Raw genomic sequence first — 16787 nt, forward strand, 5'->3', positions numbered from 1 at the left:
ATGAAATAAAGGAGGCCATTATTCATGGCAGTTAAAGTAGCAATCAACGGATTTGGACGTATCGGACGTTTAGCATTCAGAAGACTACAAGAAGTGGAAGGTATCGAGGTTGTCGCAGTAAACGATTTAACAGACGACAAAATGTTAGCTCACTTACTTAAATATGATACAACTCAAGGCCGTTTCAAAGAAGAAGTTCGCGTTATTGAAGGTGGTTTCCTTGTTAACGGACGTGAAATCAAATCGTTCTCTAATCCAAAACCAGAAGAACTTCCATGGGGCGATCTTGACATCGATGTTGTTTTAGAATGTACTGGTTTCTTCACAGATAAAGATAAAGCACAAGCTCATATTACAGCAGGCGCTAAAAAAGTATTGATCTCTGCTCCAGCAACAGGCGACTTAAAAACAGTAGTTTACAACGTTAACCATGATGTTCTTGACGGTTCAGAAGAAATCGTATCAGGTGCTTCATGTACAACTAACTGCTTAGCGCCAATGGCTAAAACATTACATGACAAATTCGGCATCATTGAAGGTTTAATGATGACAGTTCACGCATTCACAGGCGATCAAAACACATTGGATGCGCCACATCCAAAAGGTGACTTCCGTCGTGCACGTGCAGCAGCTAACAATATCGTTCCTAACTCAACAGGTGCAGCTAAAGCAATCGGTTTAGTTATTCCTGAACTTAAAGGTAAATTAGACGGTTCAGCACAGCGTGTGCCAGTACCAACTGGTTCTATCACTGAGTTAACAACGATTCTTGAAAAAGAAGTAACAGTTGATGAAATTAACCAGGCGATGAAAGAAGCAACTAACGAATCATTCGGTTATACTGAAGATGAGATTGTTTCTTCAGATGTTATCGGTATCACTTATGGTTCATTATTTGATGCGACTCAAACGCGTGTCATGACAGTCGGCGATCACCAAATGGTTAAAACAGTAGCATGGTATGATAATGAAATGAGTTACACTGCACAACTTGTGCGTACATTAGAATACTTAGCAAAGCAAGCTCAAGCTAAATAATATTTGCTTAATTGAGTAAGCGGGAGAAGATACGCTTCTCCCGCTTATTTTTATGATAATTCACTATTTAAACTGGGGGCATACAAAATGGCGAAGAAGATTGTTTCAGACTTACAACTTAAAGATAAAAAGGTGCTTGTACGTGCAGATTTCAACGTACCAATGAAAGACGGCGAAATTACAAATGACAACCGTATTGTGGAAGCTGTACCGACGATTAAATACATCGTTGAGCAAGGCGGCATTCCGGTCATTTTCTCTCACTTAGGTAAAGTAAAGACTGAAGAAGACAAGAAAAAGCTGTCACTGCGTCCTGTCGCACGCCGCTTAGCTGAACTGTTAGGAACTGAAGTAGGATTCTCCACTGAAACACGCGGAGAAAAACTGGAAGAAGCGGTCAGCAATTTAACGCCGGGCGCTGTCTTTTTAGTTGAAAACACACGTTTTGAAGATGTAGACGGCAAAAAAGAGAGCGGTAATGATCCAGAGCTCGGTAAGTACTGGGCCACTTTAGGGGATGTATTCGTCAATGATGCATTCGGAACAGCACACCGTGCACATGCATCGAATGTCGGAATTGCGTCTCATCTGGAAACAGCTGCCGGCTTCCTGATGGAAAAAGAAATTAAATTCATCGGAGGTGTTGTCGAACATCCTGAACGTCCATTCGTCGCTATTTTAGGTGGTGCTAAAGTTTCAGATAAAATCGGTGTCATCGAAAACTTGCTGACTGTTGCGGATAAAGTATTGATCGGCGGCGGTATGGCATATACTTTCTTAAAAGCACAAGGCAAGGAAGTCGGAAACTCACTGCTGGAAGAAGATAAAATCGAGCTGGCGAAAGACCTGCTTAAGCGCGGCGAAGGCAAAATCGTGCTGCCGGTCGACGGCAAAGCTGTTAAAGAATTTTCAAATGATGCAGAAATCACTGAAGTATCTGTTGATGAAATTCCGGCAGACCAAGAATCACTGGATATTGGACCGAAAACAATCGAACTGTTCAAAAAGGAACTTGCAGGCGCTAAAACTGTCGTCTGGAATGGACCGATGGGTGTATTCGAGATGAGCAACTTCGCCCAAGGAACAATCGGTGTCTGTGAAGCGATTGCCGGCTTGCAGGATGCGACTACTATTATCGGCGGCGGCGATTCAGCTGCAGCAGCGATGGACTTAGGATTTGCCGACCAGTTTACGCATATCTCAACAGGCGGCGGCGCATCACTTGAGTATCTTGAAGGTAAGGAACTACCAGGCATCAAAGCAATTTCAGACAAATAATTAAGGAGTGTTTACATTGAGAAAACCAATTATCGCAGGAAACTGGAAAATGAACAAAACAGTAGCAGAGGCAAAAGATTTCGTCAATCAGCTGCCGGCATTACCTGCTGCTGAAGAAGTGGATACAGTCATCTGTGCACCGGCGATTCAACTGGATGCACTCGTGTCTGCTGATGTGGCGAATTTAAATATCGGCGCTCAAAATGCCTATTTTGAAGAAAGCGGTGCTTTTACCGGTGAAACAAGCCCGGCAGCACTGAAAGACCTCGGCGTCAAATACGTTGTCCTTGGTCACTCTGAACGTCGTCAATATTTCCATGAAACAGATGAAGATGTCAACAAGAAATCACTTGCTGTGTTCAACAATCATATGACACCGATTATCTGTGTCGGTGAAACGTTAGAAGAGCGTGAATCAAACACTGCTGAGCAGGTCGTAGGAGACCAGGTGTCTAAAGCACTTGCTGGGTTCTCAGAAGACCAGGTGAAACAAGCAGTGATTGCCTACGAACCCATCTGGGCGATCGGTACAGGTAAATCTTCATCAGTCGACGATGCAGAGCAGATGTGTAAATTTGTCCGTTCTGTTGTTGAGAAAGATTTCTCAAGTGAAGCGGCTGAAGCGGTGCGTATTCAGTACGGCGGCTCTGTTAAGCCTGAGAACATCAAGGAATATATGGCGCAGGAAGACATTGACGGTGCTCTAGTAGGAGGCGCTTCTTTAGAAGTTGACTCATTCGTAAAGCTGTTAGAAGGTGCTAAGTAATGAAACAACCAACAGCGCTTATTATTCTTGATGGCTTCGCCTGCCGTGATGAAGTGACAGGTAATGCAGTGGCACAGGCGAACAAACCTAACTTTGACCGCTACTACAAAGAATTTCCGCACAATCAGCTGATTGCCTCTGGTCTTGATGTCGGTCTTCCTGAAGGTCAGATGGGAAATTCAGAAGTCGGTCATTTAAATATCGGAGCGGGACGCGTCGTCTATCAAAGTTTGACACGTATCAATAAATCCATTGAAGACGGCGATTTCTTTGACAATGAAGTGCTTGTTCGCGCTATGAAGCATGTCAAAGAGCACAACAGCACGCTGCATCTCATGGGACTGCTTTCTGACGGCGGTGTCCACAGCCACTACAAGCATTTATTCGCGCTGCTTAGACTTGCTAAAAATCAGGGCGTCGAAAAAGTGTATGTCCATGCCTTTTTAGATGGTCGTGATGTCGGACAGGAAACAGCACTGCAGTATATTGAAGACACAGAAGCACAGTTCAGAGCTCTAGGTGTCGGCCAGTTTGCTTCTGTTTCCGGCCGTTATTATGCCATGGACCGTGACAAGCGATGGGAACGTGAACAGCTGGCCTATGAGGCGATGACTTACGGTAAAGGTAAGGAATTTAAATCAGCAGCTGAAGGAGTACGGGCAAGCTATGCAGCAGGTGTGACTGATGAATTCATCGTACCGTTTGTCGTCAAGGATTTTGAAGCAGGGTCAGAGAACACGGGTGTAAATGACGGTGACTCGATGATTTTCTTCAACTTTAGACCGGACCGCGCTGCGCAGTTATCAGAAGTTTATACAAATGAAGAGTTTGTCGGCTTCGAAATGGACAGACGTTTAATAGGCGTTAATTTCGTCACTTTCACTAAATACAGCGACACTGTTAAAGCAGACGTTGTCTTTGAGAAAGAAGATTTAGCGAATACAATCGGTGAAGTTGTCGCAAAACAAGGGATGAAGCAGCTGAGAATCGCTGAAACTGAAAAATTCCCGCATGTCACTTACTTTATGAGTGGCGGGCGCAATAATGAGTTTGACGGGGAACGCCGCGTGCTGATTGATTCACCGAAAGTAGCCACTTATGATTTGAAACCAGAGATGAGTGCATATGAAGTGAAGGATGCATTGATTGCAGAGCTTAACAAAGGCGATCTTGACCTGATTCTGCTTAACTTTGCAAATCCGGACATGGTGGGACACAGCGGTATGCTTGAACCGACCATCAAAGCGATTGAAGCGGTTGATGAATGCCTTGGCGAAGTGGTTGACCGTATTCTTGAGCTTGGCGGCCGTGCCATCATTACAGCTGACCACGGGAACTCAGATGAAGTCGTGACGCTGGACGGCCAGCCGATGACGGCGCATACAACAAACCCTGTGCCAGTCATTCTGACGGACAAAAACGTGACGCTTAGAAGCGGCGGCAGACTGGCTGACCTTGCACCGACACTACTTGAACTGCTAGGGGTTGAACAACCAGAAGAAATGACCGGTCAGTCACTGATCGCTAAATCTTAACAGTTGCTATATTCAGTTCAATCATCAATAATATAAAATGAAAATACATTCAAAGGAGTTTTAACTATGCCAATCATTACAGACGTATACGCTCGCGAAGTCCTTGACTCTCGTGGGAACCCGACAATCGAAGTAGAAGTATTAACAGAAAGCGGTGCCTTCGGACGTGCTTTAGTACCATCTGGTGCTTCTACTGGAGAGCATGAAGCGGTTGAATTACGTGACGGAGACAAATCACGTTATTTAGGTAAAGGTGTAGAGAAAGCTGTTGAGAACGTAAATGAAATTATCGCACCAGAAATCATCGAAGGAGAATTCAGTGTTCTTGAGCAGGTATCTATCGACAAAATGCTGATCGCTTTAGATGGCACGGAAAATAAAGGTAAACTCGGTGCCAACGCTATTCTTGGCGTTTCTATGGCAGTGGCACGTGCAGCGGCTGACTATCTGGGTCAACCACTGTATAAATACTTAGGTGGCTTCAACGGTACTCAATTACCAGTACCTATGATGAACATTGTTAACGGCGGCTCTCACTCAGATGCACCAATCGCATTCCAGGAGTTTATGGTATTACCAGTCGGTGCTAAAAACTTTAAAGAAGCATTACGCTGGGGCGCTGAAATTTTCCACAACTTAGCGAAAATCTTGAAATCACGCGGTTTAGTGACAGCAGTGGGTGACGAAGGTGGATTTGCTCCAACATTTGATGGCACTGAAGACGCTGTTGAAACGATTTTAGAAGCGATTAAAGCAGCAGGACTAGAGCCTGGAACAGATGTATTTTTAGGTTTTGACTGTGCTTCTTCTGAATTCTACGAAAACGGCGTTTATGACTACGCTAAATTCGAAGGTGAAGGCGGCGCGAAGCGTACGTCTGCTGAACAGGTTGATTTCCTGGAAGAGTTAGTCAATAAATATCCGATCCTCTCTATTGAAGATGGTATGGATGAAAATGACTGGGACGGCTGGAAAGCACTTACTGAACGTTTAGGTGACAGAGTACAGTTAGTGGGCGATGACTTGTTCGTAACGAATACGAAGATTTTAGCAGAAGGTATCGACAAAGGTATCGGTAACTCAATTCTGATTAAAGTTAATCAGATCGGTACATTGACTGAAACATTTGAAGCGATTGAAATGGCGCAAAAAGCTGGCTACACAGCGGTCATCTCACACCGTTCAGGTGAAACAGAAGATACAACTATTGCTGATATCGCTGTTGCAACAAACGCTGGACAAATTAAAACAGGTTCATTATCAAGAACTGACCGTATTGCGAAATACAACCAGTTACTTCGTATTGAAGATGAGTTATACGAAACAGCGAAGTTTGAAGGGCTTAAATCTTTCTACAACTTAAAAAAATAATCACTACTTAAAAGACACGGGACGCCGTGTCTTTTTTATGTCTGCCTGTAATCATTTATGATGAAATTGATTCATAACTAGTGACGTCGCTGTTAAGGAAGTACAAACATTCCCTTTTACTCCGCTTTATGATAAAATTATAAAAGTGATTATGAGTAGGAGGGCCAACCATGCATACGTTGTTAATGATATTATTGGTCATTGTTTGTATCGGATTGATTACAGTCGTTTTATTACAAGAGGGTAAAAGTAATGGTTTATCAGGCGCAATCAGCGGTGGCGCTGAAACGTTGTTTGGTAAACAGAAGACACGTGGTGTCGAACTGGTACTCCTGCGTACGACCATTGTGTTGTCAGTATTGTTTTTCCTGATTATGCTGGCATTAACTTATTTCGATTTATAAGACAAAGTCCGGTCATAACCGGACTTTTTTGTTTTATTTAACCGCTAAAAAACCATACAATAGAATTAAGCGTAACAAGTGAAGGAGCTATCAATGATGAGAATTCAATTACCTAAGCCATTTTTTTTCGAGGAGGGCGAACGTGCCGTACTATTACTCCACGGTTTCACGGGCAACTCCTCTGATGTAAGACAACTTGGCCGCTATCTTCAAAAGCAGGGTTATACGTCCTATGCGCCGCATTATGAAGGTCATGGTGTACCGCCTGAAGAACTATTAGCTTCCAGTCCGCACGTGTGGTGGCGGCAAGTGCTGGAAGCCTATGATTTTTTACAGAAAAAAGGGTATAAGGATATAGCAGTTGCCGGATTGTCTCTCGGCGGCGTATTCGCCCTTAAATTAAGTCAGTACCGAGATGTCATAGGGGTCGCAACGATGTGCAGTCCGATGTACATTAAGACGACAGGCAGTATGTTTGATGGTGTGCTGGAATATGCGCATGAGTTCAAGAGACGGGAAGGAAAGGATGCAGCCCGGATTGAAGCCGAGATGAAGCAGTTCCATCCGACAGAGATGCTTGAAGAACTGCAGCAGACAATCAGCGACGTCAGAGACTCAGTGAGCGATGTCTATGCGCCGCTGTTCATCGCACAAGGCAGACTGGATAAAGTCATTAATCCAGAATCAGCCAGCATTATTTATGACGAAACACCAAGTGATGACAAAGAAATACACTGGTACGAACAGTCAGGTCACGTCATTACTATAGATAAGGAAAAAGAGCAGTTATTTGCTGATTACCATCATCACTTGGAGTCACTTGACTGGTCTAACTAAGAAGGGGGAACACCCATGCAGGATTTTAAACAGACAGCACTCGACTTGTTACAGATAAAAAGTGAAGCTGTGTCTATTACAGACTTGGAACAAGGACTCGGTCTGACGTCAGCTGATGAGTTCAAGGAGCTGATTAAAGCGCTCGTCGATCTTGAACAGAAAGGTAAAATCAGACGGACGAAGAACGACAAATATATCATCGCAGAACGCGACAACAGAGTCGAAGGTATTTTAAGCCAGAACAAAAAAGGATTTGCCTTTGTCCGACCGACAGCAGCAGACGTCGAAGACATTTTCATTCCACCGAATGCGATTCATCAGGCGATGGACGGTGACACGGTTTTAGTGGAAGTTTCTAAAGGAAGAGACGGCAGAGAAGAAGGCGTCGTCAAAGAAATTACAAACCGTGCCATTACTCAGGTTGTCGGAACTTATACAGAAGCGAAGCATTTCGGCTTCGTACTGCCGGATGATAAACGGCTGACACAGGATATCTTCATTCCGAAAGGCAAGAACCTCGGTGCCGTTGAAGGTCATAAAGTACTTGTTGAGCTGACAGCCTATCCAGACGGTACAAGCAATCCGGAAGGAATGGTCAAGTCCATTCTCGGCCATAAAAATGACCCTGGTGTCGATATTTTATCCATCATTTATCAGCACGGCATCAATATTGACTTTGCGCCCGATGCACTGGATGAAGCGAACCGCGTGCCTGATGAAATCGCTAAAAGTGATATCAAAGGGAGACGTGATCTCCGTGATCGTCTGACGATTACGATTGACGGGAAAGATGCGAAAGACTTAGACGATGCCATCAGCATTGAGCGTCTTGGTAACGGCAATTTCCTGTTGACTGTCAGCATCGCAGACGTCAGCCATTATGTCACAGAAGGTTCTGCGCTTGACCGTGAAGCTTATGAGCGCGGCACAAGTGTGTATTTAGTTGACCGCGTCATTCCGATGATTCCGCACCGACTGTCCAATGGTATCTGCTCGCTTAATCCGCAGGTCGACCGGTTGACACTGAGCTGTGAGATGGAAATCAACAGTAACGGGGAAGTCGTGAAGCATGAGATTTATGACAGCGTCATCTTCTCAGACGAGCGGATGACTTATGACGATGTCAACGCCATTTTAGCCGGTGATGAAGCGTTGAGAGAGAAATATGCGCATATCGTGCCGATGGTAGAAGATGCACAGCAGCTCTCTGGAATTCTTGTCCAGATGCGTAAGCGCCGTGGTGAAGTCGACTTTGATTTCAAGGAAGCGAAGATTCTCGTCAATGAAGATGGTATTCCTTATGACGTTGCGATTCGTAACCGCGGGCTCGGTGAGCGACTGATTGAGTCGTTCATGCTGGCAGCGAACGAAACAGTGGCTGAGCATTTCCATCATATGAATGTCCCGTTTATTTACCGTATTCATGAAGAACCTAAAGTAGATAAGCTGAAACGGTTCTTTGAATTTATTACGAACTTCGGCATTATGGTCCGCGGCGGCACAGAAAACGTGCATCCAAAGACATTGCAGAGCATTGCGAAGGAAATCAAAGGAAAACCGGAAGAGATGGTCATCTCAACATTGATGCTCCGCAGTATGCAGCAGGCGAAATATTCAGAGCAGTCGCTCGGTCACTTCGGCCTGTCTGCGGAATATTATACGCATTTCACATCACCGATCCGCCGTTATCCTGACTTGATCGTTCATCGTCTCATCAGAAAGTATTTGATCGAGAAGTCAATGGACCAGAAAGCAATGGATAAATGGGAGGAAGCGCTCGTTGAAATCAGCGACCATACATCTAAACGTGAACGCCGGGCAGTGGACGCTGAGCGGGATACAGATGATCTTAAAAAAGCGGAATATATGGTCCAGCATCTCGGTGAGGAGTTCGAAGGTGTTATTTCCTCAGTGGCGAACTTCGGTATGTTCGTTGAACTTGAGAATACGATTGAAGGTATGGTCCATAATACAAATATGACGGATGATTACTATAACTTTGACGAACGTCATATGGCACTGATCGGTGAGCGGACAGCAAAAATTTTCAGAATCGGCGATAAAGTAAAAGTGAAAGTGCTTAACGTCAACATCGATGAACGCATGATCGATTTTGGTATTGTGGGCATGACGCCGCGTGAAACGTCCCGTAAAGATAAGCCGTCAGTCATCCGGACCGAGAAAAGACGTGACGGGAAGCAAAGTGACCGTCCGCGTGGTAAAGGCCGTGCAAAAGGCAGAGCGACTGGTCATTCAGGAGGCAGACCGGAGAATAAATCCGGTAAAAAGCCGTTCTATAAAGCGAAAGCAGTGAAGAACGCAGGACGCGGCAAGAAGAAATAAGAGGTGAACAGCATGCCGAAAGGTGAAGGAAAGACACTCGCACAGAACAGAAAAGCAAGTCATGACTATACGATAGAAGAGACTATCGAAGCAGGAATTGAACTGCAGGGCACTGAAATCAAATCCATCAGACGCGGTAGTGCGAATTTAAGAGATTCATATGCCCGTGTCTATCAGGGTGAGATGTATGTCTATAATATGCACATCGCTCCTTATGAAGAAGGAAATCGGTTTAACCACGATCCGCTTCGGACGCGTAAGCTGTTATTAAAACGCAAGCAGATTGATAAGCTGTTCGGCCAGACAAAGGAGCAGGGGTATGCGTTAGTGCCGCTCAAGCTCTATATTAAAAACGGCTACTGCAAGATGCTGCTCGGGCTTGCCAAAGGTAAGAAAGATTATGACAAACGTCATGCCTTAAAGGCGAAGGAAGCAAAACGTGAGATGGACCGTGCATTAAAAGGGAAATATTAAGTCAGGCTCCTGGCTGATACCTATGAGTTGAATCTGCCAGGAGTATTTGTTATATTTAAATATGCTTGATTATTATAATTTTTTATCCAGGGGGCGTTACGGATTCGACAGGGGTCATTTGGGTTGATATAGCGTGCCGGAGGGTTGTCTTCGTCATCAACACAACAGTTATAATAACTGGCAAAACAAACAACTTCGCAGTAGCTGCCTAATCGCACTCTGCACCTCTCTCAAGCATCGCCTATGTGCCTGATGCAGAGGTTCAACCTTAAGTAGGATACGCTGTTCACTTCCGCCTGGAGTCTGAACAGAAGAGATGAATCGGGCTAGTCATCAGCTGGGGTGTCCATTCTCAGGCTGATGGTGAAACTTCAATAATGCGACTACGCACGTAGAAGTATCAATTGCAGGATCTTTGGACGCGGGTTCGACTCCCGCCGTCTCCATATTTCAGCCGCGCTACTATTCAGTAGGGCGGTTTTTTGTGATGTTATTCGTTTACAGCGGCCTTTTTAATGGTATATGATTAATGTGACTGGAGGGACGGGTAATGGATAAATGTAGTGTAACGCCTAAGATTGTAGTGACGTTAAGTTCCACTAATAACGACTGGAAAGAAACGATTGAGCGGCTGTCAGAGAACATGTCATATATCGATATGATGGAATACCGGGCGGATTTATGTGGCGAACTGGCGGTAGAAGACTATATCGCTGATCTGAAGATGCTGAAAGAGCAGTTCACGCTCCCGTTGATCTTTACGTATCGTTCGAAAGGGCAGGGCGGCAAGGGTGAAAAAGAGCCGCATGCATATTATGAACTCGTGAAAGAGATAGTAGCAGCGAATATCATTGATATTATCGATATCGAGCTTCTGTTATATGAAGACTTGATGGATGAATTAATTGAAGCAGCACGGATGCATCACGTGCAGGTGTTGATTTCACACCATGAATTCGATCATACACCGAGTTCCAAAGACTTGATTGCCTTATATAATAGAATGCAGGGCTTAGGAGCGGATTTCAGCAAGGTCGCTGTTATGCCGGCAGACGTCCGCGATGTACTGAAACTGCTGCTGGCTGTATACGAGACGAAGCAGAACTGCGATAACCATATTGTCGGTATAGCAATGGGTGAGCAGGGTAAACTCAGCAGGATTGCCGGCGGGTCGTTTGGTTCTTCATTGACCTATGGTCATATCGGTGAAGAAGCGGCACCTGGTCAGCTGCATGTGAAACAGCTGAAATCATTGCTCGAAATCTATTAGCAGGCAATTACTTTATATGAGGAGTTTTTCTATGGAGTTAAAACAAGCGATCATCAATAGACGCAGCTATAAGAAATACGACCACGATACTACTGTAAGTGATACCGTTATCGAAGAAGCGGTCGCGCTCGCAGCTTATGCACCGAATCACGGGATGCGTGAACCATGGCGCGTCATCTGGATCAAGAAAGACAGGCTGGCTGAATTTGCGGCGCTGTTTGCGGACTTTGCCTTTAAAAATGAGCCTGAGAAGAAAGCGAAGCATATTGACACGCTCACTAAGTTAAGCGGCCTGCTTGTTATTGTCGGAAATTACGACCGCAGACAGAAGCAGTTTCTGGAAGATGTGCTGGCAGTCGGCGCATTTCTGCAGACCTTGTCACTTGTACTGCATGAAGCAGGAGTCGGCAGCTGCATTAAAACGCCCGGCGTGATCACGGCACCCGGCTTAAACGACAGTCTTGATATCGCAGCAGATGAAATGATTTACGGCTTTGTTTATTTAACGGATACGGCTGACGAAGTTCCATTGAAGGAACGTAACAACAGCCGCCTGCTTACTGAATGGTAAAATTCATAAAAAAATTCCCGACAACTCGTCGGGAATTTTTTTATTTACGGATGTTTTCCTGAAGGAATGCTTTCACTTCTTCAGGTGTTTTTGTATTCGCTGAATGCAGGTGCGCTGTTTTTTTGCCGTTTTCAAAAATCAACAGGCTTGGAATGCCCATGACGTCATTTTCAGTCGCAGCTTCCGGCACTTGGTCACGATTAATCTTGTACCATGTAATATCGTGATATTCATCAACAATAGGGTCAATCCAGTTATCCATCTTCGCGCAGTCAGGGCACCAGTCCGCAAAAAATTTAACAATCATCTGTTCGTCCTGATTAATAATTTCCTCAAATTCTGCATACTGACTTATTGTTCTCATTGTAAAGCTCCTCTACTTATTTTATTATATTATATACCATTCTGTCCTAAAGGTTAAACGGTGTGCCTTTAATAAGTTAATTGTCGTCTTGAATAAATATTGATACTATTGAAATATAACTACAGATGGAGGTTCAATATGATTAAATTTTTCCAGATTCCTAACTGCTCGACATGTAAGAAAGCGGCTCAGTTTTTAACAGATAATGGTGTGAGTTATGAGCCGATCAATCTTAAAGAACATACGCCGACTACCGGGGAATTCACGCAGATCATCCAGCAGACAGGGGTAGACATCGATAAACTGTTTAATCGTCAGGGGACTAAGTTCCGTGAACTGAACTTAAAGGACAGACTAGCTCACCTGAGTCATGCAGAAAAGCTGGATCTTCTTGCATCTGACGGGATGCTCGTCAAAAGACCGCTTGCTGTCAATGACGGTAAAATCACTTTAGGTTTTAAAGAAGCAGATTACCGCGATACATGGTTATAAAAAAGATTGAATAAAGATTTATGCTATGTCATTATTAATATATAAACTTAGAGGAGGGATTTTTGTGGCATCATTAGAAGGCTTAAAATTTTCCAAAGATCATGAATGGGTAAAAACTGAAGGAACTGTTAATACGATAGGGATTACTGATTTCGCACAATCAGAATTAGGGGATATCGTATTCGTCGAACTTCCGAAAGTAGGCGATGACATCACTGCAGGTCAGCCGTTTGGCAGCGTGGAATCTGTGAAGACAGTTTCTGAGTTATACGCTCCAATCAGCGGTAAAGTCGTTGAAGTGAACAGCGCTCTTGAGAACAGCCCGGAATTCGTCAATGAATCTCCTTACGACAATGCATGGATGGTTAAAGTTGAAGCATCTAACGAAGATGAATTCAATGAACTGTTAGACCAAGCGCAATATGATGAAATGATAAATGCATAAATGTTATAATTTCCTTGATAATACTGTTATCAGGGAATTTTTTTATAATCGCATATGAGAAGGTGATGAATGTGGCTGTGATGAGTAAAGTCATCGTTGTTGAAGGTAAATCCGACAAGAAGAAGTTGCAGGAAGTCTTATCTGAACCGGTACATATTATTTGCACGAACGGGACGATGGGGGTTTCTAAGCTCGACGCTATGCTTGAGGAGCTCATTGGCCATAAAGTCTATATTATGACTGATGCGGATAAAGCGGGCAAGACAATCCGCAGCTGGTTCAAGCGGCATTTAAGCGAAAGCCGGCATATATATATTGACCCGAAGTATTGCGAAGTAGGAAGGTGTCCTAACGATTATTTAGCAAAAGTGCTGATCAGGCACGAATTTGAAGTGAAAGATGGGAATGTAGCAAATGAGCATCAAGCAGTATTTGCCTGGCAGTCCGCCTGGTGAAACGTATATTATTTTCGGTTATACGCCGTTATGCGGTACATGCAAAGTTGCTGAACGTATGGTAGACGTACTAGCCGAACTGACGAAACTTCATGTTATTAAACAGGATGTGAACTATGTCCCGGCATTAGTACAGGATTATCAAGTGATGAGCGTACCGGTCCTGTTTGTCGTTAAAGCCGACGAAGTGGCCGCAACAGTCTTTAAATTTGAATCTGTGACAAATTTATATGAAATCGTTAATAAAGCATTGACGGAATAAAAATCATAGTCTATGATTAGAAAATAATTTAATAATGTAACTCTTATCAAGAGAGGTGGAGGGATGTGCCCTTTGAAGCCCGGCAACCGTCGTCAGACATGGTGCCAATTCACATAAAGCTTATGGCTTTAGAAGATGAGAGACGATATATTCACGCGTCTTTCTCTTAACATGGGAAAGACGCTTTATTCGTTTAAAGGAGGTAAGTAAGTGATTACACTGCAATCTGTTGTAAAGCAATTTGCAACGAAGAAAGGAACATTGACTGCTGTAGATAACGTTAATCTTCAGATTAGTGAAGGCGAGATATACGGTGTCATCGGATTTTCAGGTGCTGGTAAAAGTACTTTAATCCGAATGTTCAATGGACTTGAAAAACCTACAAGCGGCGATGTCATCGTCGGTGGCGACAATATTGCACAGCTTGGCATTAAAGACTTACGTAAAAAAAGGCAGAAAATCGGCATGATTTTCCAGCATTTTAATCTGCTCTGGTCACGGACTGTCTTTGACAATATCGCTTTCCCACTTGAAATCGCAGGTGTAGCTAAAGCAGAACGGGAACAAAGAGTGAATGAGTTAATCCGTATGGTCGGATTAACCGGCAGAGAGAAAGCATTTCCTTCTCAACTGTCTGGTGGCCAAAAACAGCGTGTCGGCATCGCCCGCGCCCTGGCTAATGACCCGACTGTCTTACTGTGTGACGAAGCGACAAGTGCCCTTGATCCACAGACGACCGATGAAATTTTAGAACTTCTTGTAGCTATTAATAAAAAAATAGGGCTGACCATCATTTTGATTACGCATGAAATGCATGTCATCCGCAAAATCTGTCATAAAGTCGCAGTGATGGAAAACGGCCGTGTCGTTGAAGAAGGACCTGTGCTCACGGTCTTTGGGAATCCGCAGTCAGCCGTGACGCAGCGTTTTGTCAAAGATGACCTGAAAGATGAGGAAGTAGAAACGTCAATCAATGAAATCTTTGAGTCCTACCCGACGGGAACAATCTTAAGATTGAAATTCATTGGTTCAACGACCGGACAGCCGATCATCTCGAAAATGATCCGCAAGTTCAATCTTGATATGAATGTGTTAGCTGGTCATGTCAGTCATACACAGAACGGTGCTGTCGGTCACTTGATTGTCCATGTTCCAGCACTTAACGAACGCACAGATGAGATGTTCAGAGAACTTGAACAGCATGGTGTGAAAGCGGAGGTGGAACGACATGGATAACAGCAGTATCGTACAGATTTTACAGGACATGTTCAGCTTCAAGAATGTGGTCTGGCCGGATGTCTGGACAGCAGTCTATGAGACGTTATTCATGACAATTGTTTCTACATTCTTCACGTTTTTCCTGGGTCTTATCATCGGAACCATTTTATTTCTGACTTCTAGAAGCAAGTCGAGCGGTGCACGCGCTGTCTACAGAATTACGGCGTTCTTAGTCAATCTGTTCCGGGCAGTACCATTCATCATTTTGATCATTCTGCTGATTCCGTTCACCAACATACTGATGCATACCATCAGCGGTGTGAAAGGAGCGCTGCCGGCTTTAATCATCGGTGCTGCACCATTCTATGCCCGCCTTGTTGAAATCGGCATGAAGGAAATTGATAAAGGCGTCATCGAAGCAGCAGAAGCAATGGGTGCTACACGCTGGACCTTGATCACTAAAGTGCTGCTGAGAGAGTCAATGCCGGCACTTGTGTCAGGAATTACAGTAACAGCAATCGCGCTGGTCGGTTCTACAGCAATCGCCGGTGTCATCGGTGCCGGCGGACTTGGTAACTTAGCTTATCTTGTCGGCTTCACCCGCAGTCAGAACGACGTCATTTTAGTAGCAACTGTTTTAATTCTTATCATTGTGTTTGCAATACAGTTTATCGGTGACACAATTACGAGACGCATCGATAAACGATAATAATAAAATATAAGGGAGATTTACAATGAAAAAATTATTAGCTTTCGTCATCACCGTTTTATTTGCAGTAGTTTTAACAGCATGTGGTTCATCTGACAGCAAAGATTCAAGCAGTGCTAAAGGCGACAAAACAATCACAGTCGGTGCATCACCTGCACCTCACGCTGAAATTTTAGAGCAGGCAAAACCCATCCTTAAAAAAGAAGGCTACACATTAAAAATTAAAACAATCAACGACTATACAACACCGAACCGTCTGTTATCTGAAGGCGACATCGATGCTAACTACTTCCAGCATACACCATACTTAGATACAGAGAAAAAATCTAAAGGCTACAAAATCGAGTCAGCAGGTAACGTTCACATCGAACCGATGGCTGTCTACTCTAAAAAATATAAATCTTTAGAAGATCTGCCAAAAGGCGCTACCGTGTTTGTCTCTAATAACCCTGCAGAAGAAGGACGCTTCTTATCATTCTTCACTAAAGCTGGATTAATCGAGCTTAAACCTGGTACAGATCCAATCCAAGCGACATTCAAAGATATTAAAACAAACAAAAAGAACATTCAGTTCAACAATAAGCAGGCAGCTGAATTCCTGGCTAAAACTTATCAAAACAACGAAGGCGATGCAGTTATCATTAATGCGAACGTGGCGTTAGCTAACAAAATCAATCCGGTTAAAGATTCTATCGTTATCGAAGACAAAAAATCTCCATACGCTAACTTGATTGCCGTACAACAAGGTCATAAAAACGATGCTAAAATTAAAGCATTAGTTAAAGCATTGCAATCACCACAAATCGTTAAATATATTAAAGATCACTATGATGGTGCAGTTATCCCTGCAAAATAATATGATTTAACTTGAACAGCCCTCTATCTTTTATAGATAGGGGGCTGTTCTTTTAACGATAATCCCATATGCTGCGTCATCAATCATTTTCAATAAAGT

The 16787-nt window shown here is 43.8% G+C and carries 19 protein-coding genes, 1 other RNA gene and 1 riboswitch; of the genes, 19 read left to right on the forward strand and 1 reads right to left on the reverse strand.

What is annotated here, in order from left to right:
• Positions 1-24 precede the first annotated feature (24 nt).
• From gap to ERX35_RS01095, 12 genes are all read left to right on the forward strand, one after another.
• Positions 25-1038 carry a type I glyceraldehyde-3-phosphate dehydrogenase gene (gap, locus tag ERX35_RS01040; RefSeq protein WP_149458050.1) on the forward strand — a complete coding sequence of 338 codons (1014 nt, stop codon included), beginning with the start codon at positions 25-27 and terminating at the stop codon, positions 1036-1038.
• A gap of 87 nt (positions 1039-1125) precedes the next feature.
• Positions 1126-2316 carry a phosphoglycerate kinase gene (locus ERX35_RS01045; protein WP_149458051.1) on the forward strand — a complete coding sequence of 397 codons (1191 nt, stop codon included), beginning with the start codon at positions 1126-1128 and terminating at the stop codon, positions 2314-2316.
• A 16-nt stretch (positions 2317-2332) separates the two neighbouring features.
• Positions 2333-3082 carry a triose-phosphate isomerase gene (tpiA, locus tag ERX35_RS01050; protein WP_149458052.1) on the forward strand — a complete coding sequence of 250 codons (750 nt, stop codon included), beginning with the start codon at positions 2333-2335 and terminating at the stop codon, positions 3080-3082.
• Positions 3082-4617, forward strand: coding sequence for a 2,3-bisphosphoglycerate-independent phosphoglycerate mutase (gene gpmI / locus ERX35_RS01055; RefSeq protein WP_149458053.1), 1536 nt, complete (start codon positions 3082-3084; stop codon positions 4615-4617). Before tpiA ends, gpmI begins: the two co-directional genes overlap by 1 nt.
• A 66-nt stretch (positions 4618-4683) precedes the next feature.
• The gene (gene eno / locus ERX35_RS01060) at positions 4684-5988 is read left to right on the forward strand and encodes a surface-displayed alpha-enolase (RefSeq protein ID WP_149458054.1); all 1305 of its coding nucleotides are present in this window, start codon (positions 4684-4686) and stop codon (positions 5986-5988) included.
• 170 nt (positions 5989-6158) lie between these two features.
• Entirely contained in the window at positions 6159-6392 is a 234-nt protein-coding gene (gene secG, locus ERX35_RS01065) for a preprotein translocase subunit SecG (protein WP_149458055.1), read from the forward strand.
• Between the two features lie 96 nt (positions 6393-6488).
• Positions 6489-7229: an alpha/beta hydrolase gene (locus tag ERX35_RS01070; RefSeq protein WP_149458056.1), complete on the forward strand. Its 741-nt coding sequence runs from the start codon at positions 6489-6491 to the stop codon at positions 7227-7229.
• A gap of 15 nt (positions 7230-7244) precedes the next feature.
• Positions 7245-9572: a ribonuclease R gene (rnr, locus tag ERX35_RS01075; RefSeq protein ID WP_149458057.1), complete on the forward strand. Its 2328-nt coding sequence runs from the start codon at positions 7245-7247 to the stop codon at positions 9570-9572.
• A 12-nt stretch (positions 9573-9584) separates the two neighbouring features.
• Positions 9585-10046, forward strand: a complete 462-nt coding sequence (smpB, locus tag ERX35_RS01080; RefSeq protein ID WP_149458058.1) for an SsrA-binding protein SmpB — start codon at positions 9585-9587, stop codon at positions 10044-10046.
• A gap of 89 nt (positions 10047-10135) precedes the next feature.
• Positions 10136-10495, forward strand: a transfer-messenger RNA (tmRNA) gene (gene ssrA, locus ERX35_RS01085).
• A gap of 101 nt (positions 10496-10596) precedes the next feature.
• Positions 10597-11316, forward strand: coding sequence for a type I 3-dehydroquinate dehydratase (gene aroD / locus ERX35_RS01090; protein WP_149458059.1), 720 nt, complete (start codon positions 10597-10599; stop codon positions 11314-11316).
• A gap of 31 nt (positions 11317-11347) precedes the next feature.
• Entirely contained in the window at positions 11348-11887 is a 540-nt protein-coding gene (locus ERX35_RS01095) for a nitroreductase family protein (protein WP_149458060.1), read from the forward strand.
• A 40-nt stretch (positions 11888-11927) separates the two neighbouring features.
• On the opposite strand, the gene ERX35_RS01100 is transcribed toward ERX35_RS01095, so the two are convergent.
• On the reverse strand, positions 11928-12251 hold the full coding sequence (locus ERX35_RS01100) for a thioredoxin family protein (RefSeq protein WP_149458061.1): 324 nt from the start codon (positions 12249-12251) through the stop codon (positions 11928-11930).
• A gap of 138 nt (positions 12252-12389) precedes the next feature.
• On the opposite strand from ERX35_RS01100, the gene ERX35_RS01105 reads away from it, so the two are divergent.
• The 7 genes from ERX35_RS01105 to ERX35_RS01135 all read left to right on the forward strand — a co-directional run bounded on the left by ERX35_RS01105 (position 12390) and on the right by ERX35_RS01135 (position 16688).
• Positions 12390-12743, forward strand: a complete 354-nt coding sequence (locus tag ERX35_RS01105) for a Spx/MgsR family RNA polymerase-binding regulatory protein (protein WP_149458062.1) — start codon at positions 12390-12392, stop codon at positions 12741-12743.
• Between the two features lie 25 nt (positions 12744-12768).
• A complete protein-coding gene (gene gcvH, locus ERX35_RS01110) occupies positions 12769-13188 on the forward strand; it encodes a glycine cleavage system protein GcvH (RefSeq protein WP_149458063.1) in 420 nt (139 codons plus the stop codon).
• A 71-nt stretch (positions 13189-13259) separates the two neighbouring features.
• On the forward strand, positions 13260-13643 hold the full coding sequence (locus ERX35_RS01115) for a toprim domain-containing protein (protein WP_149458337.1): 384 nt from the start codon (positions 13260-13262) through the stop codon (positions 13641-13643).
• Entirely contained in the window at positions 13603-13905 is a 303-nt protein-coding gene (locus ERX35_RS01120) for a thioredoxin family protein (RefSeq protein ID WP_149458064.1), read from the forward strand. The genes ERX35_RS01115 and ERX35_RS01120 overlap by 41 nt, the downstream gene beginning before the upstream one ends.
• Positions 13906-13945: 40 nt before the next feature.
• Positions 13946-14047: riboswitch (SAM riboswitch) on the forward strand.
• 68 nt (positions 14048-14115) lie between these two features.
• On the forward strand, positions 14116-15141 hold the full coding sequence (locus tag ERX35_RS01125; protein ID WP_149458065.1) for a methionine ABC transporter ATP-binding protein: 1026 nt from the start codon (positions 14116-14118) through the stop codon (positions 15139-15141).
• Positions 15134-15832 (forward strand): methionine ABC transporter permease, encoded by a 699-nt coding sequence (locus ERX35_RS01130; protein ID WP_281290553.1) that lies wholly within the window; start codon positions 15134-15136, stop codon positions 15830-15832. Before ERX35_RS01125 ends, ERX35_RS01130 begins: the two co-directional genes overlap by 8 nt.
• 25 nt (positions 15833-15857) lie before the next feature.
• Positions 15858-16688 (forward strand): MetQ/NlpA family ABC transporter substrate-binding protein, encoded by an 831-nt coding sequence (locus ERX35_RS01135; RefSeq protein ID WP_149458066.1) that lies wholly within the window; start codon positions 15858-15860, stop codon positions 16686-16688.
• Positions 16689-16787 lie beyond the last annotated feature (99 nt).

It is taken from the genome of Macrococcus equipercicus (assembly GCF_004359525.2).
In the GTDB taxonomy this organism is placed as follows: Bacteria; Bacillota; Bacilli; order Staphylococcales; family Staphylococcaceae; genus Macrococcus; species Macrococcus equipercicus.